Origin of the sequence: Candidatus Pantoea multigeneris, assembly GCF_011752615.1 — a bacterium.
In the GTDB taxonomy this organism is placed as follows: Bacteria; Pseudomonadota; Gammaproteobacteria; order Enterobacterales; family Enterobacteriaceae; genus Pantoea; species Pantoea multigeneris.
Map to the genome: position 1 here is coordinate 41046 of NZ_VWXF01000001.1, position 24021 is coordinate 65066.

The 24021-nt window shown below is 53.8% G+C and carries 27 protein-coding genes; 14 read left to right on the forward strand and 13 right to left on the reverse strand.

Annotated elements, in window-relative coordinates; genetic code table 11:
• Positions 1-410: 410 nt before the first annotated feature.
• The gene (gene dtpA / locus F3J40_RS00160; RefSeq protein WP_167011832.1) at positions 411-1892 is read left to right on the forward strand and encodes a dipeptide/tripeptide permease DtpA; all 1482 of its coding nucleotides are present in this window, start codon (positions 411-413) and stop codon (positions 1890-1892) included.
• Positions 1893-1946: 54 nt separating this feature from the next.
• Here dtpA and F3J40_RS00165 read toward each other — a convergent pair whose 3' ends face one another.
• Positions 1947-2783, reverse strand: a complete 837-nt coding sequence (locus F3J40_RS00165) for a pyridoxamine 5'-phosphate oxidase family protein (RefSeq protein ID WP_167011834.1) — start codon at positions 2781-2783, stop codon at positions 1947-1949.
• 4 nt (positions 2784-2787) lie between these two features.
• Positions 2788-3390, reverse strand: coding sequence for a glutathione S-transferase family protein (locus F3J40_RS00170; RefSeq protein ID WP_205297158.1), 603 nt, complete (start codon positions 3388-3390; stop codon positions 2788-2790).
• A 100-nt stretch (positions 3391-3490) separates the two neighbouring features.
• Between F3J40_RS00170 and F3J40_RS00175 the strand changes: the two genes are divergently transcribed.
• Together F3J40_RS00175 and gstA are read left to right on the forward strand one after the other, a co-directional pair.
• Positions 3491-4387, forward strand: coding sequence for a LysR family transcriptional regulator (locus F3J40_RS00175; protein WP_167011836.1), 897 nt, complete (start codon positions 3491-3493; stop codon positions 4385-4387).
• A gap of 81 nt (positions 4388-4468) precedes the next feature.
• Positions 4469-5074, forward strand: coding sequence for a glutathione transferase GstA (gene gstA, locus F3J40_RS00180; RefSeq protein WP_167011838.1), 606 nt, complete (start codon positions 4469-4471; stop codon positions 5072-5074).
• Between the two features lie 30 nt (positions 5075-5104).
• On the opposite strand, the gene pdxY is transcribed toward gstA, so the two are convergent.
• From pdxY to anmK, 5 genes are all read right to left on the reverse strand, one after another.
• Positions 5105-5965 carry a pyridoxal kinase PdxY gene (pdxY, locus tag F3J40_RS00185; protein ID WP_167011840.1) on the reverse strand — a complete coding sequence of 287 codons (861 nt, stop codon included), beginning with the start codon at positions 5963-5965 and terminating at the stop codon, positions 5105-5107.
• A gap of 47 nt (positions 5966-6012) precedes the next feature.
• Positions 6013-7287 carry a tyrosine--tRNA ligase gene (gene tyrS / locus F3J40_RS00190; protein ID WP_167011842.1) on the reverse strand — a complete coding sequence of 425 codons (1275 nt, stop codon included), beginning with the start codon at positions 7285-7287 and terminating at the stop codon, positions 6013-6015.
• Between the two features lie 136 nt (positions 7288-7423).
• On the reverse strand, positions 7424-8080 hold the full coding sequence (gene pdxH, locus F3J40_RS00195) for a pyridoxamine 5'-phosphate oxidase (protein ID WP_167011844.1): 657 nt from the start codon (positions 8078-8080) through the stop codon (positions 7424-7426).
• Between the two features lie 6 nt (positions 8081-8086).
• Complete coding sequence (locus tag F3J40_RS00200; protein WP_017348955.1) at positions 8087-8410, reverse strand: MliC family protein; 324 nt, start codon at positions 8408-8410, stop codon at positions 8087-8089.
• Positions 8411-8425: 15 nt separating this feature from the next.
• Positions 8426-9541: an anhydro-N-acetylmuramic acid kinase gene (gene anmK, locus F3J40_RS00205; RefSeq protein ID WP_167011846.1), complete on the reverse strand. Its 1116-nt coding sequence runs from the start codon at positions 9539-9541 to the stop codon at positions 8426-8428.
• A gap of 274 nt (positions 9542-9815) precedes the next feature.
• On the opposite strand from anmK, the gene slyB reads away from it, so the two are divergent.
• Positions 9816-10283: an outer membrane lipoprotein SlyB gene (slyB, locus tag F3J40_RS00210; RefSeq protein ID WP_017348957.1), complete on the forward strand. Its 468-nt coding sequence runs from the start codon at positions 9816-9818 to the stop codon at positions 10281-10283.
• 53 nt (positions 10284-10336) lie between these two features.
• On the opposite strand, the gene slyA is transcribed toward slyB, so the two are convergent.
• The gene (gene slyA, locus F3J40_RS00215) at positions 10337-10780 is read right to left on the reverse strand and encodes a transcriptional regulator SlyA (RefSeq protein WP_017348958.1); all 444 of its coding nucleotides are present in this window, start codon (positions 10778-10780) and stop codon (positions 10337-10339) included.
• Positions 10781-10932: 152 nt separating this feature from the next.
• Here slyA and F3J40_RS00220 point away from each other — a divergent pair, with 152 nt between their 5' ends.
• Genes F3J40_RS00220 through F3J40_RS00230 form a run of 3 tightly spaced genes read left to right on the forward strand, consistent with a single transcriptional unit; the run spans position 10933 to position 14045 of the window.
• Complete coding sequence (locus F3J40_RS00220) at positions 10933-11169, forward strand: DUF1656 domain-containing protein (protein WP_017348959.1); 237 nt, start codon at positions 10933-10935, stop codon at positions 11167-11169.
• Between the two features lie 4 nt (positions 11170-11173).
• Positions 11174-12031 carry an efflux RND transporter periplasmic adaptor subunit gene (locus tag F3J40_RS00225; protein ID WP_167012899.1) on the forward strand — a complete coding sequence of 286 codons (858 nt, stop codon included), beginning with the start codon at positions 11174-11176 and terminating at the stop codon, positions 12029-12031.
• A 7-nt stretch (positions 12032-12038) separates the two neighbouring features.
• Complete coding sequence (locus F3J40_RS00230; protein WP_167011848.1) at positions 12039-14045, forward strand: FUSC family protein; 2007 nt, start codon at positions 12039-12041, stop codon at positions 14043-14045.
• On the opposite strand, the gene F3J40_RS00235 is transcribed toward F3J40_RS00230, so the two are convergent.
• The 3 genes from F3J40_RS00235 to F3J40_RS00245 form a co-directional block, all read right to left on the reverse strand.
• On the reverse strand, positions 14039-14506 hold the full coding sequence (locus F3J40_RS00235) for a hypothetical protein (protein WP_167011850.1): 468 nt from the start codon (positions 14504-14506) through the stop codon (positions 14039-14041). The genes F3J40_RS00230 and F3J40_RS00235 overlap by 7 nt on opposite strands.
• Positions 14507-14632: 126 nt before the next feature.
• Positions 14633-15154 (reverse strand): superoxide dismutase family protein, encoded by a 522-nt coding sequence (gene sodC, locus F3J40_RS00240; protein ID WP_167011852.1) that lies wholly within the window; start codon positions 15152-15154, stop codon positions 14633-14635.
• Between the two features lie 119 nt (positions 15155-15273).
• On the reverse strand, positions 15274-15513 hold the full coding sequence (locus tag F3J40_RS00245; RefSeq protein WP_167011854.1) for a DUF1289 domain-containing protein: 240 nt from the start codon (positions 15511-15513) through the stop codon (positions 15274-15276).
• Positions 15514-15678: 165 nt separating this feature from the next.
• Between F3J40_RS00245 and F3J40_RS00250 the strand changes: the two genes are divergently transcribed.
• The 4 genes from F3J40_RS00250 to rnt all read left to right on the forward strand — a co-directional run bounded on the left by F3J40_RS00250 (position 15679) and on the right by rnt (position 18701).
• Complete coding sequence (locus F3J40_RS00250; protein ID WP_167012900.1) at positions 15679-16272, forward strand: TetR/AcrR family transcriptional regulator; 594 nt, start codon at positions 15679-15681, stop codon at positions 16270-16272.
• Between the two features lie 52 nt (positions 16273-16324).
• Positions 16325-17422, forward strand: a complete 1098-nt coding sequence (locus tag F3J40_RS00255) for an alkene reductase (protein WP_167011856.1) — start codon at positions 16325-16327, stop codon at positions 17420-17422.
• A 92-nt stretch (positions 17423-17514) separates the two neighbouring features.
• Entirely contained in the window at positions 17515-17922 is a 408-nt protein-coding gene (gene gloA, locus F3J40_RS00260; RefSeq protein ID WP_017348966.1) for a lactoylglutathione lyase, read from the forward strand.
• Between the two features lie 107 nt (positions 17923-18029).
• Positions 18030-18701: a ribonuclease T gene (rnt, locus tag F3J40_RS00265; RefSeq protein WP_167011858.1), complete on the forward strand. Its 672-nt coding sequence runs from the start codon at positions 18030-18032 to the stop codon at positions 18699-18701.
• A gap of 117 nt (positions 18702-18818) precedes the next feature.
• Here rnt and F3J40_RS00270 read toward each other — a convergent pair whose 3' ends face one another.
• Positions 18819-19151, reverse strand: a complete 333-nt coding sequence (locus F3J40_RS00270; protein ID WP_167011860.1) for a Grx4 family monothiol glutaredoxin — start codon at positions 19149-19151, stop codon at positions 18819-18821.
• Between the two features lie 365 nt (positions 19152-19516).
• On the opposite strand from F3J40_RS00270, the gene F3J40_RS00275 reads away from it, so the two are divergent.
• Both F3J40_RS00275 and purR read left to right on the forward strand, forming a co-directional pair.
• Positions 19517-20329, forward strand: coding sequence for a C40 family peptidase (locus F3J40_RS00275; RefSeq protein WP_017348969.1), 813 nt, complete (start codon positions 19517-19519; stop codon positions 20327-20329).
• Positions 20330-20695: 366 nt separating this feature from the next.
• A complete protein-coding gene (gene purR, locus F3J40_RS00280) occupies positions 20696-21721 on the forward strand; it encodes an HTH-type transcriptional repressor PurR (RefSeq protein WP_167011862.1) in 1026 nt (341 codons plus the stop codon).
• On the opposite strand, the gene punR is transcribed toward purR, so the two are convergent.
• Complete coding sequence (punR, locus tag F3J40_RS00285; protein WP_167011864.1) at positions 21718-22632, reverse strand: DNA-binding transcriptional activator PunR; 915 nt, start codon at positions 22630-22632, stop codon at positions 21718-21720. The two genes, purR and punR, sit on opposite strands and share 4 nt — an antisense overlap.
• Before the next feature lie 108 nt (positions 22633-22740).
• On the opposite strand from punR, the gene punC reads away from it, so the two are divergent.
• On the forward strand, positions 22741-23943 hold the full coding sequence (punC, locus tag F3J40_RS00290) for a purine nucleoside transporter PunC (RefSeq protein ID WP_167011867.1): 1203 nt from the start codon (positions 22741-22743) through the stop codon (positions 23941-23943).
• The last annotated feature ends 78 nt before the right edge of the window (positions 23944-24021 follow it).

Consider the following 24021-nt stretch of genomic DNA (forward strand, 5'->3'; position numbering starts at 1 on the left):
TATTGTTAAAACTCTCACAAGCCTAAAAACACCCACCAATGCGGAATAAAACACTGATTTTAAATAAAATACTGGCATTTAGTTTTAAAAAAACAGTAAAACAAGACACTATAGCCAGAATTACTATACTTAGCAGGAAATACCATGCAATGGACAAACATCAAACGAATGGCGTGTAAAAAGTCAGCATAAAATCACAACAAACAAACTAAAATTCTGCAAACACAGAAATAACATATTATAAAATCTGCAAGTCATAATTGTTTCAGCATGAAAAAAAACCTTGCCCTGATGTTATAAATCGGACAAATTAACCGCCGCATTCCCCTTCACATAACAAACTTGCGCGAGGAAACCTATCCCGACGCAAGCTTAATTCCTGTCACGAAACAGGTAACACCGAGGTACTAGTGTCAACAGCAAACAAACACACGGAGCAGCCAGCAAGCCTGAATGCCTTCCGACAGCCTAAAGCGTTCTATCTCATCTTCACGATTGAACTCTGGGAGCGTTTTGGCTATTACGGCCTGCAAGCCATCATGGCGGTCTATCTGGTCAAACAGCTTCACATGTCTGAAGCTGACTCGATCACCCTCTTCTCCTCATTCAGTGCCATGGTGTATGGCCTGGTGGCGATCGGCGGCTGGTTAGGCGACAAGGTGCTCGGGACAAAACGCGTCATTATTCTTGGCGTGATGGTGCTGGCTATCGGCTATGCGCTGGTGGCCTTCTCCGGGCACAGCGTATCAACGGTCTACATCGGTATGGCGACGATTGCCGTCGGTAGTGGCTTATTTAAAGCCAACCCGTCATCGCTGCTCTCCACCTGCTACGAGAAAAATGATCCGCGTATCGATGGTGCTTTCACCATGTTCTATATGTCGATCAACATCGGTTCACTCTTCTCGATGATGCTGACACCGTGGCTGGCCGCGAAATATGGCTGGAGCGTGGCGTTCTCGCTCTCGGTAGTGGGTTTGGTTATCACTCTGCTGAACTTCCTGTTCTGTCAGCGCCTGGTGAAAAACTTCGGTTCTAAACCGGATTTCGCACCATTGCAGGTTAAGAAACTGCTGATGACCCTGGTGGGTATCGTGGCGCTGGTCAGTGTGGCGACCTGGTTGCTGCATCACCAACCGGTTGCACGTATGGCACTGCTGATCATCGCGCTTGGCATTATCTTTATCTTCGCCCGTGAAGCCTTCGCGCTTAAAGGCGCGGCACGTCGTCGCATGATTGTGGCTTTCCTGCTGATGCTCGAAGCGATTGTGTTCTTTGTGCTCTACATGCAGATGCCAACGTCACTGAACTTCTTTGCGATCCGTAACGTTGAGCATTCGATCCTGGGCTTCACCTTCGAACCTGAGCAGTATCAGGCACTGAACCCATTCTGGATCATGCTGGCAAGCCCGATTCTGGCCGCAACCTATAACAAACTGGGTGACCGCCTGCCGATGCCACACAAATTCGCCATCGGTATGGTGCTGTGCTCGGCGGCATTCCTGGTGCTGCCATTCGGCGCTAAGTTTGCCAGTGATGCCGGGATTGTTTCGGTCTGGTGGCTGGTATTCAGCTACGCGCTGCAAGCTGTGGGTGAACTGATGATCTCTGGCCTGGGTCTGGCGATGGTTGCACAGCTGGTGCCACAGCGTCTGATGGGCTTCATCATGGGTTCATGGTTCCTGACCACCGCCTGTGCCGCTGTGATCGCCGGTAAGGTGGCGAATCTGATGGCGGTACCGGAAAACATCAACGACCCGATTCAGTCCCTGGGCATCTACAGCCATGTTTTCCAGCAGATCGGCATTGCTACCGCCGTAATTGCGGTGCTGATGCTGATTACGGCTCCACTGCTGAATCGTATGACGCAGGCAGATAACACCAAAGCGTAACTGCCAGCGGTGTAAATGAAAAAGCGGGTAAGCCACTCTGTCTACCCGCTTTTTTTATGTCTCGAAAGGCACGGCGTGCCACGCTGCACCGCCATACAGCCGGTCAATGCGCGTCGGCTGAATCACCACCTCACGCTGGCTTCGGCCCTGCTCATCCTCTAACCAGTTGACCTGTGCTTCGCCCTGAATGTGTATCGCCTCTCCCCGGATAAAGTCAGTGAGCAACAAAGCACAGCGCGGAGCCAACAGCAGATTACCCAGGGTGTTCATGTAGCGGTTACCGGGGAAATCAGCAAAAACCAACTGCTCCCCCTGCTGGCGGAGAAAACCCGCTGGCCCGCCGCGATGGGAAATATCCAGCCCCAGATCCCCATTTCCAGTGGCGATAAAAAAGGTCTGGCACTCGGCTAATACCTCGGCAGACACCTGCGTTAGCGGCGTCACCGTCACTGCCTCGGCGGGCAAACCCTGCCAGTGGAAGCGACGAATATACTGGGGGCAGTTACCAAAACTCTGGGCCACCTCAACCACCACCTGCTCATCATCACAGGCCACTACCGTACCGTTAATGCAGTTACGCCTGCGGGTGGCGAAATCCAGCCCTAATGACCCAATCCGGTCGCCCGGTTGCAGCGCTTCCCACAAAGGCCAATGCGCAAGTACGCGGGTATCAATGCCTAAATACGCCGCGTTATCGGTGTGTATAAACCCGGCCGGATGGGTAAGCATGGCCGCCTGCGGCGCGCCGGTGGCATCCAGGCGGGCAATAAACAGCAGCGGCAAATCGGCAAAAAACTGCTGATGTTGTGCGGTCATCGCTGGAAAAATCATGCCGCGTACGTAGAGAAACCCCGCACGCTCTTGGGCTGCAACTTCGCCTTCGTGGAACATAGCACTACTCCGGTAACGGCAACGGCGGTAACCCTTCAAAACCTGGCAACGCTTCAACCTGGCGCAACCAGCGCTGAATGGCAGGAAATGCCTGCAAGGAGACGCCACCTTCGGGGGCGCAGGCCACGTAGGCGTAACAGGCTAAATCCGCAATCGACAACTCACCGTTGGCCAACCAGGTGTGCGCAGCAAGATGACGCTCCATCTGCGGCAGAAAACGCCCGGCAATCAACACCGCAGATTCATAAATTTCAGGATGGTCAAACTGCCGGATGATCCTGGCGGAGGCGACACCGTAGCGAATCTCTCCGGCAGCATGGCCTAACCACTGCTGCACTTGTGCTGCCGCCACTGGATCATCCGGTAACCAGTGGCTGCCCGGTGCATAGCGTCGCACCAGATACACCAGAATGGCATTGCTGTCGTAAATCACCAGGTCGCCGTCTACCAGTACCGGAATTTGACGCCACGGATTAAGCTCAGCAAACGCAGGCTCGGCACGCAAAGCCGCATCCGCCGCACGCCGCTCGTAGGCCATCTCCAGCATATTGAGTAACAGGCAGACCCGGTGACCATGCCCGGATAGTGGGGTGTGATAGAGGATCATCTTCAGCTCCTTATATTTTGCTGAGAACCAGCATACTATTGCGTAACAAGAAACAATCTTGCCATTACTGCAATTCACTCTTTCTCACTCAGGAATAATCATGGACCGTTTTGATGAACTTCAGGTGTTTGTGACCGTGGTGCAACAGGGTAGCCTGGCGGCTGCGGCACGGCAGTTACACCGCTCAGCGCCGGTGATTACCCGAACCCTGGCGGCGCTGGAACAGCGGATGGGGGCGACACTGATAGAGAGAACCACGCGCAAACTGGCACCAACCGAGGCGGGCTGGCAGCTATTCGAACAGGCGCGCCAGCTACTCCAGGATTATCACCAGACGATTGCCCAGGTACAGCTCACACGGCTGCAAGGCCTGTTACGCATTACCGCCCCCCTGCAGTTTGGTCGCCTGCACATTATTCCGCTGGTAGAACGGTTTTTGCAGCAGTGGCCCGAGCTTCAGGTCGAACTGCTTTTTCATGATAGCTATCAGGATCTGATTGAGAACCAGCTGGATATTGCGGTGCGCATTGGCCATTTGCAGGATTCGCGCATGGTGGCGCGTCAGGTGGGGATGGTGCAGCGGGTTTTACTCGCCAGCCCGCAGTATCTGGCTGATGCCGGTACGCCTCATCACCCCTCGGATTTAAGTCAGCACAGCCTGATTAGCGGCACCGATAACAGTGGTGAATGGCGCTTTGCCGATGGGTTACGCCAGAGGATCCAGCCTCGCTTTCGTATTAATGATGTGGAGAGCCGCTTGCAGCTACTGCGCCACCACCAGGGGATTGGCCGCCTGCTCTCCTACCAGGCCCATGACGATTTACAGCAAGGCACACTGGTGCAGGTCTTACCGCAGTTTGAAAGTGACAGTTTGCCGGTGCAGCTCCTGACGCACCGGGTGGCGTTTATGCCAGCGAAAGTGCGCCACTTCTGGGATTTTGCACTGGAAAACCTACCACTAGTTGATTGTTTTAACAGCAATTTAATTCGCGATTAGTGCTTTTATGCGCAACATCACTGGTAAATTAATCCAGCCGGATTATGCTGCTTGCAACTTATCCGCAACTGGAGTTACGTCATGAAACTGTTTTGCAAACCCGGCGCTTGTTCCCTCTCTCCTCACATCGTTATTCGCGAATGCGGCCTGGATTTCAGCCAGATTAATGTTGATCTGAAAACTCACCTCACCGAATCAGGCGAAGATTTCTACCAAATCAATCCAAAAGGCCAGGTGCCGACTCTGCAACTCGACAGTGGCGAACTGCTGACCGAAGGCGTTGCCATCGTACAGTATCTGGCGGACTTAAAACCGGAACGTAACCTGTTAGCACCGGTTAATAGCCTGGCACGCTACCACGCTATTGAGTGGCTCAATTACGTCAGTGCCGAGCTGCATAAATCGTTTAGCCCACTGTTTAATCCTGCGACCCCAGAAGACTACAAACAGATTGTTAAAGCGCAGCTGATCAAAAAATATCAGCACGTTAACGAGCAACTGAAAGGCAAACAGTATCTGTTGGGCCATAACTTCAGCGTGGCGGATGCTTACCTGTTCGTTGTGACTAACTGGGCGAAGCATGTGGATGTTGATCTGAGTGCGTTTGCTGAACTGGCAGAATGGCATGCACGCGTGGCTCAGCGTCCGGCCGTGCAGGAAGCGCTGAAAGCTGAAGGCTTGATCTGAGTTTACAGGGCCAGCAATGGCCCTGAAGTATTAGAGCTTTTCCGCGCTAAACCACTGGGTAGGTTGCGCAATCTCATCTTGTGCAGCCACCAGTTGCAGCTCATATTCACCCATTTGATGGGTTTTCAACATGACGGCATACACCGCTGCGGTGACGTGCTCCAGCGAGGTTTGCAAATCTTTGCCATGCAGCAGGTTTACCAACAGCAGGCCGCTGGTTAAATCCCCCACACCGACCGGCTGACGAACGCCAAAGTCCACCAGTGGACGACCGATATGCCAGGCTTCCGTGGCCGTTACCAGCAACATTTCAAACTGATCGCTACGACGTCCCGCGCGCGCAAGGTGTTTTACCAACACAACTTTAGGGCCAAGGGCAACCAGTTGACGTGCGGCAGCGATGGCTTCCTCCACGTTGCTCACCGTCACACCACTCAGCATCTCCAGCTCAAGCAGATTCGGCGCAATGATATCGCTGGCTGGCAACGCCTGCTTGCAATGGAACTCTGCCACGCCAGGCGCGACGATACAGCCCTTTTCCGGGTGACCCATCACCGGATCGCAGAAATACCACGCATCCGGATTGGCCGCTTTGGTCATGCGTACAATTTCGAGGATCTGTTCACCCTGCTCGGCCGAGCCGAGATAGCCACTCAACATCGCGCTACAGGTTTTCAGACGGTCGACGCTGGCAATGCCCTTCACGATATCAGTCAGATGAGTGGCTGGCATCACGGTGCCGGTCCAGTGACCATACTGAGTATGATTAGAGAACTGGACGGTATTCAGTGGCCAGACGTTAGCCCCAAGGCGACGCATAGGAAACTCGGCAGCGCTGTTGCCTGCATGGCCGTAAACCACGTGAGACTGAATGGCTAAGATATTTTTCATGATTTCCCTGAATCAAAAAGGGCCGGAATATCCGGCCCTGTGATTGCTTACTGCCAGTTGACCAGGCAGTAGTGTTTTTTACCGCGACGCAGCAGCGTGAAGCGGCCAAACAGCTTATCGTTGTCGGCAAAGCGATATTCAGCTTCGGACTGCTTTTCACCGTTGATGGTGACAGCATTGGAAGCAATCATGGTACGCGCCTGACCGCGTGAAGGCACCAGTTCCGCTTTTACCAGCGCCTGTTGCAGATCGTCTTCTGCATTCAGCGTGATGGTTGGCATGCCGTCTTGTGCCAGCTGCTCGAAATCGTCTTCCGTCATGTCTGTCAGCGCACCAGAGAACAGACTCTGGGTAATACGCTGTGCGGCCGCCAGACCGGCTTCACCGTGTACCAGACGCGTGACCGTTTCGGCCAGCACATACTGAGCACGAGGCGCTTTGCCGCTGTTTTTATCTTCTTCTTCCAGCGCATTGATCTCTTCCAGGCTGAGGAAGGTGAAGAATTTCAGGAAACGATACACATCGGCATCGGCCGTGTTGATCCAGAACTGGTAGAACTTGTATGGACTGGTTTTCTTCGCATCCAGCCAGACTGCGCCACCTTCGGTTTTACCGAATTTGGTGCCGTCAGATTTGGTGATCAGTGGCACTGTCAGACCAAACACCTGGTTTTGGTGCAGACGACGCGTCAGATCAATACCTGAAGTGATGTTACCCCACTGATCGGAACCGCCAATCTGGAGTGCAACGCCATGACGAGCATTCAGCTCGGCAAAGTCGTAACCCTGCAACAGGTTGTAAGAGAATTCAGTGTAAGAGATCCCCTGGTCGTCACGGTTCAGACGCTGTTTCACCGCTTCACGGTTAATCATCTGGTTGACGGAGAAGTGCTTACCAATATCACGCAGGAAGGTCAGCACATTCATGCCACCAAACCAGTCATAGTTATTGGCTGCAATCGCACTGTTGTCACCGCAGTCAAAATTCAGGAACGGGGCAACCTGCTTACGAATTTTCTCTACCCACTCACCCACGGTGTCCGCGGTGTTAAGCTTACGCTCTGCTGCTTTAAAGCTAGGATCGCCAATCAGGCCGGTAGCACCACCGACCAGCGCGACCGGCTTGTGTCCGGCATCCTGAAAACGTTTCAGGCAGAGCAGCGGCACCAGATGGCCCAAATGCAAGCTATCCGCAGTGGGGTCAAAGCCGCAATAGAGGGAGATTGGCCCTTGCGCCAGCCGCTCTGCTAACGCTTCCTCGTCCGTCACCTGGGCGATAAGGCCCCGTTCTTGCAATTGTTGTATCAGGTTACTGCTGGTCATCACTGACTCCAAATTGATCAGACTGCACCTATGCTGGTACACAGCTTTCCGCTGAGTTGCGGAAGGAAAAAAATTGGCATATAGCATAAAGCGCTGACGCGTTCTGCGCCAGCGTTGAAAGGGGCTAAAGCGTGATTCAGGGCGCGAGGCGGTCGATTTTCCAGCTATCCCCTTCACGTTGATAAAGGAAACGGTCGTGCAGGCGATGTTCGCCCCCCTGCCAGAATTCCAGGGTGGTAAATTTCACCCGATATCCGCCCCAAAAACTGGGCAAAGGGACTTCGCCCTGCTGGAATTTTTGTTTTAACTCGAGAAACTTCGCTTCCAGTACGCCACGGGCAGAAATTTTGCTCGACTGTTTTGAAACCCAGGCCCCGATTTGGCTGTCGTGAGGACGGCTGTGGAAGTATTTCAACACTTCCAGTGGGCTGAGTTTTTCCACTTCGCCCAGCACCATGACCTGACGCTCAAGGAAATGCCACGGGAAATGCAACGAAATGCGTGGGTTCTGTTCCAGCTGCTGCGCCTTACGGCTGCCGAGGTTGGTGTAAAACACCATGCCCTGTGCATCAAAATGTTTGAGCAGAACGATGCGCTGATAAGGCTGGCCCTGCGCATCCACCGTGGCGACCGTCATTGCGGTAGGATCGGGTAATTGCGCTTCACACGCCTGCTTCAGCCACTTTTCAAACAGCTCCAGTGGGTTTTCAGGCAGATCTTTGCGACGCAATCCACCACGGGTATATTCGCGCCGCAGATGGGCAATCTGTTGCAGGTTATCACTGTCACTCATTGTTGCTTATCCCTGTTGCTGTCCGCTGTCAGTTTGCTGGCAGTCATTCACGATGATTTTGTCGTTGCGCTCAATAAATGCGCTGTTGCCTTTGGACCAGAACACATACTGGCCGTCGCTATAGCGAGCGCCGGAAGCCGACACCGTTTGCTGTAGCGTTAATGCTTTCCCATCCAGAATAAACCGCACCTGTTGCGGATTATCCAGGGTGACCGTCAGCGGCATCGTGCCGCACTGATAGTGCAGCACCTGGGCAGACGAAGTAGGTTGTCCCGTCAGGCTACAGCCTGCGAGGAGTAAAGCCAGTCCTGCTAAAAATCGAGGTTGCATTGCACGCTCTCCACGTTATACCGCAGGGTTAGCCGGATAAATAGCGCCCAGAATGCTGGCCTCGCGCGCGCCGGTCACTGTGGGTAAGTTACCCGGCAAACCGGACATCGTCTGGCTGGCTAACCAGGCGAAGGCCAAGGCTTCCATATCATCGCCACTGATCCCGGCACTGTCGGTGTTGGTGACTTCAGTCCCCGGCAAATGGGCGGCCAACCGCGCCATTAACAGCGGATTTCGGCTGCCACCCCCGCAGACCAGCAGGCGATCGCAGCCATCATGCAACAGAATCTGTTCGGTGATTGTGCTGGCCGTCAATTCGGTTAAGGTCGCCTGCACATCTTCCGCTGCGATGCCGGGGAAGTGGCGTAGCTGCCCATCAACCCAGGCCGCGTTGAAGTACTCGCGCCCGGTGCTTTTTGGCGGCGCTAGCGCAAACCAGGGATCTTGCATCATCAGGTTCAGCAGCGGCGCAATCACGCGCCCCGACTGCGCCCATTGCCCTTCGTGATCAAACGGTTTGCCCTTGTTACGCCAGATCCAGCTATCAATCAGCATATTGCCCGGTCCGGTATCAAACCCGCGTACCGGCTGGCCGGGTAACAGCAGCGAAAGGTTCGCAATGCCACCGATATTTAACACCATACGCCGTTCTGTCGGGTGCATCAGCAAGGCCTGATGAAACGCTGGCACTAAAGGCGCACCTTGCCCGCCTAAAGCCATATCGCGGCGGCGGAAATCCCCCACGACGGTAATGCCCGTCGCCGCAACAATCTGGTTGTTATCGCCAATCTGTAAGGTATTCGGTGCGGCTCCGCCGGGCTCATGCCAAACGGTCTGGCCGTGACAGCCGATCGCCGTGATATCTGAGGCATCCAGCCCCTCGCGCTGGAGCAAGGTGAGTACCGCCGTGGCAAATAACTGGCCCAAGCGCGTATCAAGCTGGCCCAGTTGCGACAATGTCAGGCTCTGCCCCTGATTGATATTCAGTATTTCCTGGCGTAGCGCCAGCGGAATGGGGTGACAGTAGCTGGCTTGTTGCGCAACCACGTGTTGGTCGATAGCTGCCAATACCACATCAACGCCATCAAGGCTGGTGCCAGACATCACACCAATATATCGGCCTGTTTTCATTACGATCCTTATTTCCCAGCAGGAAGCGCCATAGACTGCTGTAGCCTGGCAAATTCACCGGGCTAATTCTATGACTAATTACCTTTTTGCGCGGTTTTTCCCATCCTCCTCTCGCTTTTTTTCTCAGTTGATTGAATTATTGTTGACCCCAACAGGTCTATCTTTCGCTGAATGGGCTTTCCACCCACTAAGCATCAATAACCAGATTTATGCTTTATACTCTTGCAGAGAGTTAGCATTCAATTTGGCGTTACCGTGAATAAAGGAGTTTCTGATGATTAAGCGTTTTGTGGCCGTTGCATTGACGGGGTTGACGCTGGCTGGCTGTGTTAATAATGATTCACTTTCTGGTGACACTTACAGCGCCAGTGAAGCGAAGCAGGTGCAAAGCGTGACATACGGCACCTTAGTGTCTGTTCGTGCGGTTAAGATCCAGGGCGGCGACGATAGCAACGTGGTCGGCGCAATTGGTGGGGCCGTGTTAGGTGGTTTCCTCGGTAACACCATTGGTGGTGGTGCAGGCCGCAGTCTGGCTACCGCTGGCGGTGCTGTGCTGGGTGGCGTAGCGGGTCAGGGTGTTGAAGGCGCGATGAATAAAAGCAGTGGTGTCGAGCTGGAGATTCGCAAAGATGACGGCAACACCATTATGGTGGTGCAGAAGCAGGCCGCGACCCGTTACTCCGTGGGTCAGCGCGTAGCTATCGCCTCTAACGGCAGTCAGGTTACCGTCTCTCCACGCTAAGCTTATCTTGCTTGCGATATAAACGCCTGCCGCTGTGCAGGCGTTTTTTATGCTTACAGGTCGTTGTCCTGCTGATGCAGTTTGACAATGTTACGCTCAAGGCGTGCCATTAACGTCACCATCTGATTGATCTCTTCACGACTTATCCCTTCGAGGATGTCATCGCGCGTGGCATCAATCACGTTTTCAACCTGTTCAATAATCGGCTCAGCCGAATGGGTTAACTTCACCCGCTTCGCTCGCCTGTCGTTAGAGCAGGTGGTGCGGGTGATCAGCCCTTTATCTTCTAACTGATCCAGCGTACGCACCAGTGAAGGCTGTTCGATGCCGATCGCTTTTGCGAGCTGAATCTGTGATTGCTCAGGGGGTAACTGGTGTATGTTGTGCAGTGTCACCCAATGGGTCTGCGTAAGTTGCAACGGTCTGAGACGTTGATCGATTAACGCACGCCAGATGCGCACCAGACGCGATATGTCTGTGCCAAGGGTCGTATCCATTTCATCTCCTTATAATTAGCTTGCTAGCTATTTAGCCAGATTCTACACTATCTCTACGCATTTTCAGGAAAATTACACTTTCAGGGAGCCGGAAGGCGCGGATTATACCCGCAAATGTCCGGAAGTCCCGCACTGGAGCAGGATAAAGGCCCGTGGTATTCACTTTTTTCAATCATACCCATCCCCTGACAGACCTGGTGTTTGGCGCATCACTGTTCTTTCCTCCGATGTTTAAAGCCGTGTTGCTGGGTTTCTTCATCTGGTTACTTATCCATCCCTTTATTCGCGATCGGCTCTATTCCGGTGATATCTGGCACCCGACCTTACTGGAACTGTCTCTGTTTGTGCTTTGCGTTGCAGCCTCGCTCTGGCTGTTGATTCATGGGTAAGATGATGAAATTCAGTGCGCTTAAATATTTTTCGACCTTGATCGTGTTTGCCTGTGCCCTCCTCGCTGGCTGGTGGATGTGGAACTACTACATGCAGTCCCCCTGGACGCGCGATGGGAAAGTGCGCGCAGAGTTAGTGGATATTACGCCGCAGATATCCGGTCGCATCACACAAATAGTGGTGAGTGATAATCAGTTTGTGCATAAAGGCGACCTGCTGCTCAAGCTAGACCCGGTTCCCTGGCAGATCGCCGTGGATAACGCCGAGGCCCAGCTCAGTAAAGCTGAAGCGGACCAGGCCAAAGCGCTGAATGAAGCAAAAAGGCGCAGCGTGTTGCCGAAAAATATAATTTCGTCGGAAGATCTGGACAGCGTGCGTTTAAACGCCGCAGCCATGACCGCCACCGTGAAGGCAGCCCAGGCAACGCTGGCACAGGCTAACTGGAATTTACAGCAAACCACACTCACCGCACCCAGTGATGGCTGGGTAACTAACCTGACCTTGCGCGTGGGCAATTATGCCCAACAGGGCACACCGCTGTTCGCCCTGGTGGATAGCCATTCGTGGTATGTGATGGGGTATTTTGAAGAGACCAAGCTGCGTCACATTCGGCCCGGCGCCAAAGCCAGCATCGTGTTGTACAGCAACGGACAACAACTGGCAGGCACGGTGGAGAGTATTGGCCGTGGTATCTACGATCAAAGCATCGCCACGGACAGTAAACTGGTGCCTGATATCAAACCCAATGTGCCCTGGGTCCGACTGGCGCAGCGTATTCCGGTGCGTATCCGCCTCGACCATCTCCCTGCGGGAGTGCCGCTGGTAGCAGGCACCACCTGCACCATTAGCATTCAGCCCTGAGTTGCCCATGAACCTTCAGTGGCTGGCATGGAACAATCTTCCCTGGATCAAGGCGACACGGCCACAATGGCGTTATGCGTTGCGCAACGCCATTGCCATGTGTCTGGCGCTGTGCATTGCTTATGGGTTAGACCTCGATCAACCCTACTGGGCAATGACCTCAGCCGCGGTGGTGAGTTTCCCCACGGTGGGCGGCGTCATCAGTAAAAGCCTTGGGCGCATCGTGGGAAGCCTGCTGGGAGCTGGCGCAGCCCTGTTGATTGCCGGACACACGCTGAATGAACCCTGGCTGTTTACTTTTGCCATCGCCGCATGGCTCGCCTGCTGTACCTGGACTGCCAGCCACTATCAAAACAACGTGGCGTATGCCTTTTCTCTGGCGGGCTACACCGCTGCCATCATTGTGTTTAGCAGTGTTAATCTGACCGATGTCAGCGACCTCTGGACAATTGCCCAGGCCCGCGTGTGTGAGGTCATTTCCGGGATTTTATGCGGTGGCGTGATGATGTTACTGCTGCCTAGCACCTCCGATGGCGATGCATTGATGAATTCGCTGCATCAGATGCACCAGCGTCTGTTGCAACATGCTGAACTGCTGTTGTCCCGCGCCGAGACCGAGACTATCCGCACAGCGCATGAGACGGTGATCAGTCAAATTCTCACCATGAATCTGCTGCGCATCCAGGCCTTCTGGAGTCATTACCGTTTTCGCCGTCAAAACGATGTCCTCAATTATGTCCTGCACCAGCAATTGCGTTTGACCAGCGTGTTGTCGAGCCTGCGCCGTATGTTGCTCAACTGGCCCGATGCCCCAGAATCCCTGTTTACCGGCATTGACGCGCTGCTGGAGGAGCTGAAACGCCCGGAAGCGGATAAATACCGCCTGGCGCTGATTCTACGCCGTCTTACGCCCGCCGCGAGCGGTGACTACCGTCAGCGCGCTTTCGTTCAACGCTTGCGCTACTACTGCTGGATGTACCTGAACGTTAGCCGGTGGATTCGACTGTTAGAGCGCGCTGACGCCGATAGCCAGTTACAACCGCCGAAAGTGCCGGCGCTGGCGCGTGAAACCGACAGCGCGGAAGCGTTATGGAGTGCGTTGCGCACCTTTAGCGTAATTGTTTTGGGTTGCGCCTTTTGGCTTAACACGCAGTGGTCATCTGGGGCGTCGGCGTTGACGTTAACCGCCATCGCCTGCGTGCTTTACTCCTCTTCGCCTTCACCCAGCGGCAGCGTGACACTCTTGTTGAAAACGCTGCTCTGGCTGAGCCTGTTCAGCTTTGTTATGAAATTCGGGGTAATGGTGCAAATCAGCACGTTATGGCCGTTTGTCGCCCTGCTGTTTCCCCTGCTGCTGACGCTGCAGTTATTTAAGTTGCAGCAAAAACAGCGTGCAGCGATGTGGGGGCAATTTATCGTGTTTATGGGATCGTTTATCGCCGTGACCAATCCACCTGAGTGGGACTTGCAGGATTTCCTTAACGGCAATATTGCTAAAGTTTGCGGGGTGATACTGGCGTGGCTGGCATTCCAGGTGTTGCGCCCCAGTTCGGATGCGCGCCGCAGTCGGCGACATATTCAGGCCCTGCGCCGCGCCTTTCTTGATCAGCTACGTCGCCATCCACAGCAAAGTGAAAGTCATTTTGAATCGCAGATTTATCACCACATCAGCCAGCTCAGCAACAGCCGTGACGAGCAGGCGCGCATCTGGCTACTCCGCTGGGGAGTGGTGTTACTAAACTGTTCGCATATCGTGTGGCATTTGCGTCAGTGGCACTGCACTTCCGACTCGCTGCGCGGCATACGTGACGGCAGCTTGCACGATCTCCAACAGATTATGAGCTCACGTGGCGTAAGACATAGTGCGCTGGATGAGATTCTGAACCGGCTGCAGAGCATGATCGACGCACTGCTGCCGCTACCGGAGAGTGAAGCCAGTGAACTGGCGGGCATGTTGTGGCGACTGCGCTGTTCGCTGGGCCAGCTCAAACAGGCGGTGCCACAAAATCAGTGACAGTATTGCTGATACTGACGCTCGAAATCTGCCTGCAACTGCGCCACGGTTTTCAGTTTTTCAAAGCGGGTTTTATCGGCGGTGCTGGTCGGTTCAATCACCAGCGCGTTCTCTTCAGGTGAGTAAATAAAGCGACGCGAGAGTGTCTCGCCGGTGAATGACCCACCGCTAATACTGCCGCACACCATGGTCATGCTGGTGTGGTAGATACTGGACTGGGTAAAGTTGGTTTCTGTTGAGCTGCGGAAGACCTCTGCGCATCCCTGTTTTTCCAGATGCCGACGGACATTGAGACTGATCCACTCGCGGCCTTTGGCGATGGCTTCACACTGCGCTCTGGCGGGGCTGGTATCAATGGCACGCTGCAACTGACGTCCGGTTTCCGTCATCAGCTGGGTCTCATTTGTCTTATTACAAGCCGACAGCAACAGGCACATGACCACCAGACTTGCGGTTTTCATCCTTCTGCTTTCCCTACTTATTCACTCATGAATCAGAAGCATAAGTGCAAAATCAACGAATAGCGAATAACCGAAGGTAAACAAATCCAGTTGGGCGGAGAATACCCCCCGCCCAGTTGACATGCCTCAGATCACGCCGCAGGCAAAACGCGCCCCGCCGCCGCCTAACGGCAGTGGATGATCGGAATGGTTATCGCCACCGACGTGGACCATCAGCGCTTTGCCTTTGATTTCCGTCAGGGATTTTAGGCGCGGAGCGACCACGGGATAACTGGCTTCGCCAGTATCTGCAACATAAATAGCAGGCAGGTCGCCAAGGTGACCTTCAGCATTCCAGGGTCCAAGGTGTTTACCGGTATTTTTGGGATCAAAGTGCCCGCCCGCCGCACCGGCTGGCACCACTTTGCCATCCACTGTCGCGGGTTCGCAGCTCCCTTTAGCATGAACATGAAAACCATGAATGCCGGGGACCAGTCCGCTCAGATGGGGGGTAAATTGCAGCCCGTAAGGCGTTTCGCTAATGGTGACCGTACCCACCGCTTTACCGGCTCCTTCCGCGGTGGCTTCATGCAAGGTGACGGTTTCGCTGGCCGCGAGGGCCGAAGTGGCGGTAAGCAGAGCGCAGAGCGCGAGGACTGTTCTTTTCATACTTTATTCCTTTTAATGTTTTTGCCAGAGTTTGCTCTCCAAGCCTACTGCTTACTTTCCAGTTTCGCCTGTCGAAAAGCACAATTCGGCGCTTTCAAGTCTTTTCCTGGCCTTCTGAGTCAGAACAAAGTGGGCTGCGGCGGATCATTCGTATCATCCAGCTTATGTTTTTTGGCCGCACGAAGACGGCGCTGTCGGCACAGGCGCAGAACGTCCTGTTTCTGGACGTCATTCAGATTGCGCCAGTTAAAACGCTCTTCGCGACTCCGTAGGCATCCAAGACAATAGCCACGGCTATCACTTTGGCAAATGCCCCGACACGGGCTGTCTATCGGGAAAAACTCCAGTTGTTCTGTCACATCGCCTCCCACACACACGATCTGATACCATTGAAGCCATTGCGCATTTATTGTGCAAGTTGAAACCGCAAAAATGCGCAGCAGATCCGTTCGCTCATGAGCAGTTTGTGCCACGCTTCGGAATGCGGGTTGAAACCGACCAGTCAGTCTATTAGTCTCTCTGCCATGAATACTGCACAACAACGTAATGAAACCTGTGAACACCTGCTCGCAACGGGGGAAGCCCTCTGTCTACAGCGCGGTTTTACCGGCATGGGCCTGAATGAGTTACTTAGCATCGCTCAGGTACCCAAAGGATCGTTCTATTACTATTTCCGCTCTAAAGAGGCGTTTGGCGTCGCTTTGCTGGAACGGTATTTCGTGCAGTATATTGCGCAAATTGAGCAACAGCTCAGCGGTGACGAGGTTCCCGCCGCACAGCGGATACTGAATCATTTTGCCACCGCAGAAGCCCTGTTTCGCCAGAAAGGCCATATTGTTGGCTGTCTGGGTGTAAAACTGTCGGCGGAAGTTTGCGACCTGTCAGAGCCAATGCGCGATGCGCTACAACGTGGTGCTGAAGGTGTGATGCGGGCCTATGCCCGCACCTTAAAGCAGGCACAGTTGCAGGGAGCCAACTGGCACCTGTCGGCTGAAGAGATGGCGCAGATGCTGTATGTGTTTTGGTCTGGCGCCAGCTTGCAAAGTAAGATTTCACGCGATCCACAGCCGCTCAGTCTGGCCTTAAAGACATTCGGGCAATGGCTTGATCAACACTGATTTTTTTTAAAAACACCATTTGTAGACGACTGGTCTACTTGAGGAGATCATCATGGCTAAAGAGATTTTGTTTCAGCCGCTGAAAGTAGGCGCCATTACCGTACCCAACCGCATTTTCATGGCCCCTCTGACGCGTTTGCGCAGTATTGAGCCGGGCGATGTTCCTACCCCACTGATGGGCGAATACTATCGCCAGCGTGCGACTGCTGGCCTGATCATCACTGAAGCAACGCAGATTTCTTTCCAGGCTAAAGGCTATGCCGGTGCGCCAGGGCTGCACAGCCAGCCGCAGATCGCGGCCTGGAAAGCAATTAACCAGGAAATTCATCAGGCGGGGGGGCACAGTGCCGTCCAACTCTGGCACACCGGGCGTATCTCTCACTCCAGCCTTCAGCCTGAAGGCCTGGCCCCGGTAGCACCTTCTGCCCTGGCGGCCGGAACACGCACCTCATTACGTGCGGAAGATGGCACGGTTTACCGTGAAGACACTTCAACGCCACGTGCCCTGAGCGTGGAAGAGATCCAGCACATCGTGGCTGATTTCGGTCAGGCCGCGGCCAATGCGCGTGAAGCTGATTTTGATCTGCTGGAACTGCACTCTGCCCACGGCTATTTGATCCACCAGTTCCTGGCTCCTGGCTCTAACCAACGTAGCGATGAATACGGTGGCAGCATGGAAAAACGCGGTCGTTTTGCGCTGGAAGTGGTGGATGCAGCGATTGCTAACTGGTCGGCAGATCGCATCGGGATCCGTATTTCACCGATCGGCAGTTTCCAGAACCTGGCCAATGGGCCAGATGAAGAGGAAGCGGCGCTGTGGTATGTGGCTGAACTCGCGAAACGCAACGTTGCCTATATTCACTTCTCCGAGCCAGACTGGGCCGGTGGCGAGCCGTATACTGATGCTTTCCGCGAGAAAGTGCGCAGCATCTATCCTGGCGTCATCATCGGTGCCGGTGCCTACAGCGTGGAAAAAGCGGAAGATTTAATCCAGCGTGGCCTGATTGATGCAGTCGCCTTTGGCCGTGACTACATTGCCAACCCGGATCTGGTGGCGCGTCTGCAACAGGATGCGCCTCTGAACCCACAGCGCCCGGAATCCTTCTACGGCGGTGGTGCCGAAGGCTATACCGACTACCCAACGCTGTAATCAGTAAGCCGTGACCTCAGGTTGCGGCTTGCCTTTTTCGCCCGTTGCCATCATGGTTATACGGGCTTTACGTCATTTATTAAGAGGATATTATGCGTTTACTTCATACCATGGTACGCGTGGGCAACCTGGAACGTGCAATTAAGTTCTACACCGAAGTGTTGGGCATGCGCCTGCTGCGTCAGAGCGAGAATACCGAATACAAATACACCCTGGCATTCGTCGGTTACACCGAGGAGAGCGAAGGTGCTGTGATCGAACTGACCTATAACTGGGGCGTAGAGAGCTACGATCTCGGCAACGCTTATGGTCACATCGCACTGGGTGTTGACGATGTTGCAGCCACCTGCGAGCGCATCCGCTCACAGGGCGGTAAAGTGACCCGTGAAGCTGGCCCGGTTAAAGGCGGCACCACGATGATTGCTTTTGTTGAAGATCCAGACGGTTACAAAATTGAGCTGATCGAAAACAAGCACGCCGGTCACGGCCTGGGACACTAATCTCTCCCCTTCAGTCTGCCGTTCCGGCAGACTGCTCGCTTAACCTGCTGCACCGTCAGCCGTTTTTTGCCATAATGCCCGCTGCCTAAATCTGCAATGAGATCCCGATGTCTGCTTCAACTTCCCAAAATGCTTTAAATCAACGTTTTCGCGGCTTCTATCCTGTGGTTATTGATGTTGAAACTGCCGGATTCAATGCCCAGACTGATGCTTTATTAGAAGTGGCAGCCACGACGTTAAAGATGGATGAAGATGGCTGGTTACATTGCGATCAAACACTGCATTTCCACGTCGAGCCCTTTGAAGGGGCGATTTTAAACCCGGAAGCGCTGGCGTTTACCGGTATCGACCCGCACAACCCGCTGCGTGGTGCGGTGAGTGAACATGATGCTCTGCATGCCATCTTTAAGATGGTGCGTAAAGGCATCAAAGATCACGGCTGTAATCGCGCCATTATGGTGGCCCATAACGCGAATTTTGATTTGAGTTTTATGTCGGCCGCCGCTGAGCGTGCCAGCCTGAAACGCAATCCATTCCACCCGTTTGCGACTTTTGATACCGCCGCACTCAGTGGTCTGGTGCTGGGGCAAACCGTGCTGGCGAAAGCCTGTAAAACCGCCGGGATTGATTTCGACAGTACCCAGGCGCACTCCGCGCTTTATGATACCGAGCAAACCGCCCTGCTGTTCTGTGAACTGGTCAATCGCTGGAAACGCCTTGGTGGCTGGCCGCTGCCTTTAGCGGTGGAAGAAGACACTGAGAGCGCGGAAGAAGCGTAATCGTGACGGCGTCACAAAATTCAGGCACATAAAAAAGGCTGCCATTCCTGAAAATGGCAGCCCTGTTTGAATATGATCTTAACTGGCAAGCATCACGGCATTGTCAGCCTGGATGCATTACTCAGCTTCTTTAAACTTTTCTGCGGTTTCTTTAATCAGCTGCTGCAATTCACCGGCCTGGAACATCTGCACGATGATATCGCAGCCGCCAACCAGCTCACCGTCAACCCACAGCTGTGGGAAGGTCGGCCAGTTAGCATAACGTGGCAGCTCAGCACGGATATCCGGGTTCTGCAGAATATCAACATACGCGAAGCGCTCACCACAGGCAGACAACGCCTGAACCGCCTGGGCGGAGAAACCACAGCTAGGCAGTTTTGGCGAACCTTTCATATACAGCAGGATTGGGTTTTCGCTGATCTGCTGCTGAATTTTTTCAATTGTGCTCATAAAATGTCTCTCTCAATTCCCTACTTCGTGTTTCTTTATTGTAGCGATTTCCAGGCACGACTGAAAACCGGATTTTGCGTTCCCTAAAGCAAATCGCCATCTGTGTTAATTCAAATTTTTCATGAGTCGATATCCGCCACACCTTTTTTAGGGTGATTCATTCATTCTTTGTCATAATTGTGGTGCTATAACCTACTGAGATTGCGTGTTTTTCCGACAATCACACTCTGTAAGAATTAAATAAAAAAAGACCTTACCTTTTCGAAAAAAACTGGATTAGAATTACTTCGGTGCTGATCAAGGATCAGATTTGTCTAACTTTGTCGCGGCCAATATCGCGTGGCAGCTTAACCTGTAACCGGACTATGCGTTTACTGATTACGCTTTTCATACTGGCTTTTACTCAAGTTTTTTTGAACGTTGCATGTGCTTCTCCGCATAAGCCGGTTAACGCCAGCTTGCATAATGCAGAGAAGAAAAGTGCGCGTGAAGATGAACGCCGCAAGCGACGCCCGGTGAAAAGTTCGGGTAAGAAAACCCGTACCACAACCATGGAAAAGCTGAAACTTAAGCGCAGTAAAAAAGCCGCGCCTGAGAAAGTGCATCACGAACCGGTTAAAAAAGCCGCGCATCTGACAAAACACACCCCATTAAAAAAGAAAGCCGAGCTTAAGTCTGCACGGGTTAAATATTACGGCCATAAGCGTGGTGCGCGTGGTAAAGCGACTGAACTGGCCACGATTAAAATGAGCAATGCTCACCGCCAGCGCTATCAGAAAGCCCGTGAAACGGCCATGAACAAGCTAATGGGCCAGTTGGGCAAACCTTACCAGTGGGGCGGCACCTCGCCGTATACCGGTTTTGATTGCAGCGGCCTGGTCTGGTATGCCTATAAAGATCTGGTGAATTACAAATTCCCGCGTACCGCGAATGAGATGTACCATTTGCGCGACGCAGCGCCGATTAAGCGTGACATGCTACAGAAAGGGGATTTGGTCTTCTTCCGCATTGCGCATCGCGGGGCGGCCGATCACGTTGGCGTGTATTTGGGTAACGGTAAATTTATTCAGTCACCCCGTACCGGCAAAGATATTCAGATCAGCGCACTCAGTAATGATTACTGGCAGAGCCATTATGTCGGTGCTCGCCGCATGATGACCCCAACCACCATTCGCTGAGTGTTGCGGAGAAAAAAGCCTGAAGATGACCTTCAGGCTTTTTTTTTGCCTGCGATAACTACGCATTCAGATACAGCATCAGTGAATGATTCCCTCGGTTGCCCCGCTGTCACCGCCCCCTCTGGTTTAGCGCTTCGTGTGGCGGCTTGTAAAAATCTCGTCATCTTTGCTGTGTCTTGCTAGAATCCCCTTCTTCGTTGCGCAACAGCGTTTTTTCACCGCCCACCCTACCCACGCCAAGTCACACTCTGGCGGCAAAATAGTGGTCAAAAGGCAGTTGGATTTCCGCAAATTTCACCCTGCGCACGCAAACGTTTAACATTATGTTTATCAATACATTAGGATAAGCATTGGAGTCCGGTTTACATGGCAACAATTAAAGATGTGGCAAAACGCGCGGGCGTCTCAACCACCACCGTTTCGCACGTCATCAATAAAACACGCTTTGTGGCTGAAGAGACCCGCAATGCAGTATGGGAAGCCATTAAAGCGCTGCATTACTCCCCAAGCGCGGTCGCACGTAGCCTGAAGGTGAATCACACCAAGACGTTGGGCCTGTTAGCGACCTCAAGCGAAGCACCTTACTTCGCGGAAATCATTGATGCCGTTGAAAAACACTGCTTCGACAAGGGCTATACCCTTATTTTGGGTAATGCACACAATGACCTGAATAAGCAGCGCGCCTACCTGTCAATGATGGCGCAAAAGCGCGTAGACGGCCTGCTGGTGATGTGTTCGGAATACCCGGACGATCTCCTGAAAATGCTGGAAGAGAACCGTAATATCCCTATGGTGGTGATGGACTGGGGCGAATGTCAGGGCGATTTCACCGATACCGTATTAGATAACGCCTTCCAGGGCGGTTATATGGTCGGTCGCTATCTGATTGAACGCGGCCACCGTGATATTGGCGCGATCCCTGGACAGATGGCACGTAACACCGGGGGTGGTCGTCATGCCGGGTTTGTTAAGGCACTACAGGAAGCAGGCGTGGCGATCCGTGATGAGTGGATTGTGCAAGGGGATTTCGAAACCGAATCGGGCTATCTCGCCATGCAGCAGATTCTGGCACAAAAACAGCGCCCTACGGCGGTGTTCTGCGGCGGAGATGCCATGGCAATGGGCGCAATTTGCGCCGCCGATGAGCTGGGGCTGCGCGTGCCGCAGGATATCTCCGTGATTGGCTATGATAATTTGCGCAACGCGCGTTATTACACGCCAGCGCTCACTACCGTACATCAGCCAAAATCTGAGTTAGGTGAAAAAGCGCTGGATATGCTGTTGGATCGCATCACCAGTAAACGTGAAGACTCTCAGACCATTGAAGTGAATCCGACATTAATTGAACGCCGTTCCGTCGCCGATGGACCGTTCCGCGATTATCGCCGTTAATCCGGACAGTCTTCACTCAGCCACTCCTGATTCAGGGTGTGGCTGTCACCCAAATACGTCAGCAACCATGCCAACGCCGGTGACGCACTTTGCTCGGCCCAGGTGACAAAACAGGGGCTGTCTGGAAACGCCTGCGGTAATTTCAGCTCCTGCAACTGTCCCTGCTGCAACAGCGGCTGCGCCAGATGGCCCGGCGTCATCGCCACACACAATCCCGCTTGCGTACAGGCCAGGCCTGTTTGCCAGTCCGGTGCCACCAGGCGACGTTGGTTATCCAGGGTCCAGGTCATACGGCGTGGCAGCGCGCGTGAGGTATCCTCAATCACCAGTGACGGCCACGCACGTAGCGCGTCTTCATCAGGTTCGGCCACTTGTGTTAACGGGTGGTCGGTTGCGACCACACAGCGCCAGTTCAGTGCGCCCATATCGCGCCAGGCAAAACGCCCTCCTACCGGAACAGCCTGAGTGGCACCAATGGCCGCATCGGCACGCCCATCAGCCAGGGCATCCCAGACACCGTTAAATACTTCATACTGCACGGCAAGTTCCATATCTGGAAAAGCACGATAGAAATCCAGCACCATTTGCCTGACGCGGTGGGGTTTGACGATGCTGTCCACGGCCACCGTAAAGCGCCCTCTCCAGCCGTTGGCTAGCTGCTGACACTGGCGGCGAGTGGCTTGCATTTTTTTGATGACCTCACGACCTTCTGAGACAAAATGCGCACCCGCTGGCGTTAATACAACATCGCGGTGCTGACGTTCGAACAGCGGTACGGCCAGCCAGGTTTCCAACTGCCTGATCGTATAGCTGACGGCAGAGGGGACGCGATGTAATTCCTGTGCCGCCGCACTGAAACTGCCATTGCGCGCGACCGCGTCCACCACTTCAAGTGCATATTCTGACCACATAAGCTTGCCTTCAATTATTTTCACAGCAACCTGCAAATATTAACGTTTCACACTCCCGGCTGCACTCTTTTACACTTGCCGCCTGTGTGAATTAACCATGAGCCTGTTATGTTGTCGTCAAAAGGATTTATGCTCTATCTCGCCGTGCTTAGTATGCTGGGCTTTCTGGCAACGGATATGTACCTCCCCGCGTTTTCTGCCATGCAAACCAGCCTGAGTACCACGCCGGGTATTATTAGCGCGAGCTTAAGCCTGTTCCTGGCTGGATTCGCCTGCGCCCAGTTGGTATGGGGACCGCTGTCCGATCGCCTCGGCCGCCGTCCGGTACTGTTAGCGGGACTGGGTCTGTTTGCGCTGGGCTGTGCCGGTATGCTGTGGGTACAGAGCGGCGAGATGTTGCTGGTGCTGCGCTTTGTTCAGGCGGTAGGCGTTTGTGCGGCAGCGATCAGCTGGCAGGCACTGGTGGTGGACCGTTATGACCAGTCACAAACCGGTAAAGTGTTCGCCACGATTATGCCGCTGGTGGCGCTCTCTCCTGCGCTGGCCCCGCTGCTGGGTGCCTGGTTGCTCGATCACTTTAACTGGCGCGCTATCTTCGCCGTGCTGGCGGTTATCGCCCTGGTGCTCATGCTGGCTACGTTGCGCATCACCACTAAGCCGGTGGCACGCAACGTAACGGAAAAGCAGCCCGGATTTTTTGCGCTGCTGGCTAACCGCACCTACAGCGGAAATGTCGTTATCTATTCTGCCTGTTCAGCGAGTTTCTTTGCGTGGCTGACGGGCTCCCCGTTTATTCTCGCAGACCTCGGTTTAAGTCCCGCCGCCATTGGCTTGAGCTATTTGCCGCAGACGGTTGCCTTTCTGATTGGTGGTTTTGGCTGTCGCGCCCTTCTGAACCGGTTCCCGGATCAGCTGTTACTGCCGCGCCTGCTCGTCATCTATGCGGTCAGTATTTTGCTGCTGCTGGCAGCAGGAAAATGGATGGGTGATAGCCTGACCGCACTGTTATTGCCTTTCTGCGGCATGGCGATGGCAAACGGTGCCATTTATCCGCTGGTGGTGACGCGCGCACTCATGCCTTTCCCACAAGCCAGTGGCAAAGCAGCGGCGCTACAGAACGCGCTGCAACTTGGGCTCTGTTTTATCGCCAGCTTGATTGTCTCCGCAGGGCTGGTTGAGGCACTGAGTACCACCACCTGGGTCATGACGGCCACGGTGGTTATCGCCGCATTCGGCTACCTCTGGCAGCGCCCGCTAAACGCACGTTCTGACATTGTTTCTTCCTCTCCTGCCTGCGAAGATAACCCCTGATACGGATTGGTTAGCACGCTAACATTAATCCGTTGAATATTGACCCAGGTGAGCATATACTCGCTTGGGCCATTAAGT

Excerpts from the sequence above, each read along its gene's own strand:
- sodC (WP_167011852.1), bottom strand. The coding sequence starts at position 15,154 with ATGAAAAGAACAGTCCTCGCGCTCTGCGCTCTGCTTACCGCCACTTCG.
- F3J40_RS00255 (WP_167011856.1), top strand. The coding sequence starts at position 16,325 with ATGGCTAAAGAGATTTTGTTTCAGCCGCTGAAAGTAGGCGCCATTACC.
- slyA (WP_017348958.1), bottom strand. The coding sequence starts at position 10,780 with ATGGATACGACCCTTGGCACAGACATATCGCGTCTGGTGCGCATCTGG.
- punC (WP_167011867.1), top strand. The coding sequence starts at position 22,741 with ATGTTGTCGTCAAAAGGATTTATGCTCTATCTCGCCGTGCTTAGTATG.
- gstA (WP_167011838.1), top strand. The coding sequence starts at position 4,469 with ATGAAACTGTTTTGCAAACCCGGCGCTTGTTCCCTCTCTCCTCACATC.
- F3J40_RS00270 (WP_167011860.1), bottom strand. The coding sequence starts at position 19,151 with ATGAGCACAATTGAAAAAATTCAGCAGCAGATCAGCGAAAACCCAATC.
- F3J40_RS00235 (WP_167011850.1), bottom strand. The coding sequence starts at position 14,506 with ATGAAAACCGCAAGTCTGGTGGTCATGTGCCTGTTGCTGTCGGCTTGT.
- punR (WP_167011864.1), bottom strand. The coding sequence starts at position 22,632 with ATGTGGTCAGAATATGCACTTGAAGTGGTGGACGCGGTCGCGCGCAAT.
- F3J40_RS00250 (WP_167012900.1), top strand. The coding sequence starts at position 15,679 with ATGAATACTGCACAACAACGTAATGAAACCTGTGAACACCTGCTCGCA.
- F3J40_RS00175 (WP_167011836.1), top strand. The coding sequence starts at position 3,491 with ATGGACCGTTTTGATGAACTTCAGGTGTTTGTGACCGTGGTGCAACAG.
- pdxY (WP_167011840.1), bottom strand. The coding sequence starts at position 5,965 with ATGAAAAATATCTTAGCCATTCAGTCTCACGTGGTTTACGGCCATGCA.
- tyrS (WP_167011842.1), bottom strand. The coding sequence starts at position 7,287 with ATGACCAGCAGTAACCTGATACAACAATTGCAAGAACGGGGCCTTATC.
- pdxH (WP_167011844.1), bottom strand. The coding sequence starts at position 8,080 with ATGAGTGACAGTGATAACCTGCAACAGATTGCCCATCTGCGGCGCGAA.
- F3J40_RS00275 (WP_017348969.1), top strand. The coding sequence starts at position 19,517 with ATGCGTTTACTGATTACGCTTTTCATACTGGCTTTTACTCAAGTTTTT.
- purR (WP_167011862.1), top strand. The coding sequence starts at position 20,696 with ATGGCAACAATTAAAGATGTGGCAAAACGCGCGGGCGTCTCAACCACC.
- F3J40_RS00170 (WP_205297158.1), bottom strand. The coding sequence starts at position 3,390 with ATGATCCTCTATCACACCCCACTATCCGGGCATGGTCACCGGGTCTGC.
- gloA (WP_017348966.1), top strand. The coding sequence starts at position 17,515 with ATGCGTTTACTTCATACCATGGTACGCGTGGGCAACCTGGAACGTGCA.
- rnt (WP_167011858.1), top strand. The coding sequence starts at position 18,030 with ATGTCTGCTTCAACTTCCCAAAATGCTTTAAATCAACGTTTTCGCGGC.
- F3J40_RS00200 (WP_017348955.1), bottom strand. The coding sequence starts at position 8,410 with ATGCAACCTCGATTTTTAGCAGGACTGGCTTTACTCCTCGCAGGCTGT.
- F3J40_RS00230 (WP_167011848.1), top strand. The coding sequence starts at position 12,039 with ATGAACCTTCAGTGGCTGGCATGGAACAATCTTCCCTGGATCAAGGCG.
- F3J40_RS00165 (WP_167011834.1), bottom strand. The coding sequence starts at position 2,783 with ATGTTCCACGAAGGCGAAGTTGCAGCCCAAGAGCGTGCGGGGTTTCTC.
- anmK (WP_167011846.1), bottom strand. The coding sequence starts at position 9,541 with ATGAAAACAGGCCGATATATTGGTGTGATGTCTGGCACCAGCCTTGAT.
- F3J40_RS00225 (WP_167012899.1), top strand. The coding sequence starts at position 11,174 with ATGAAATTCAGTGCGCTTAAATATTTTTCGACCTTGATCGTGTTTGCC.
- slyB (WP_017348957.1), top strand. The coding sequence starts at position 9,816 with ATGATTAAGCGTTTTGTGGCCGTTGCATTGACGGGGTTGACGCTGGCT.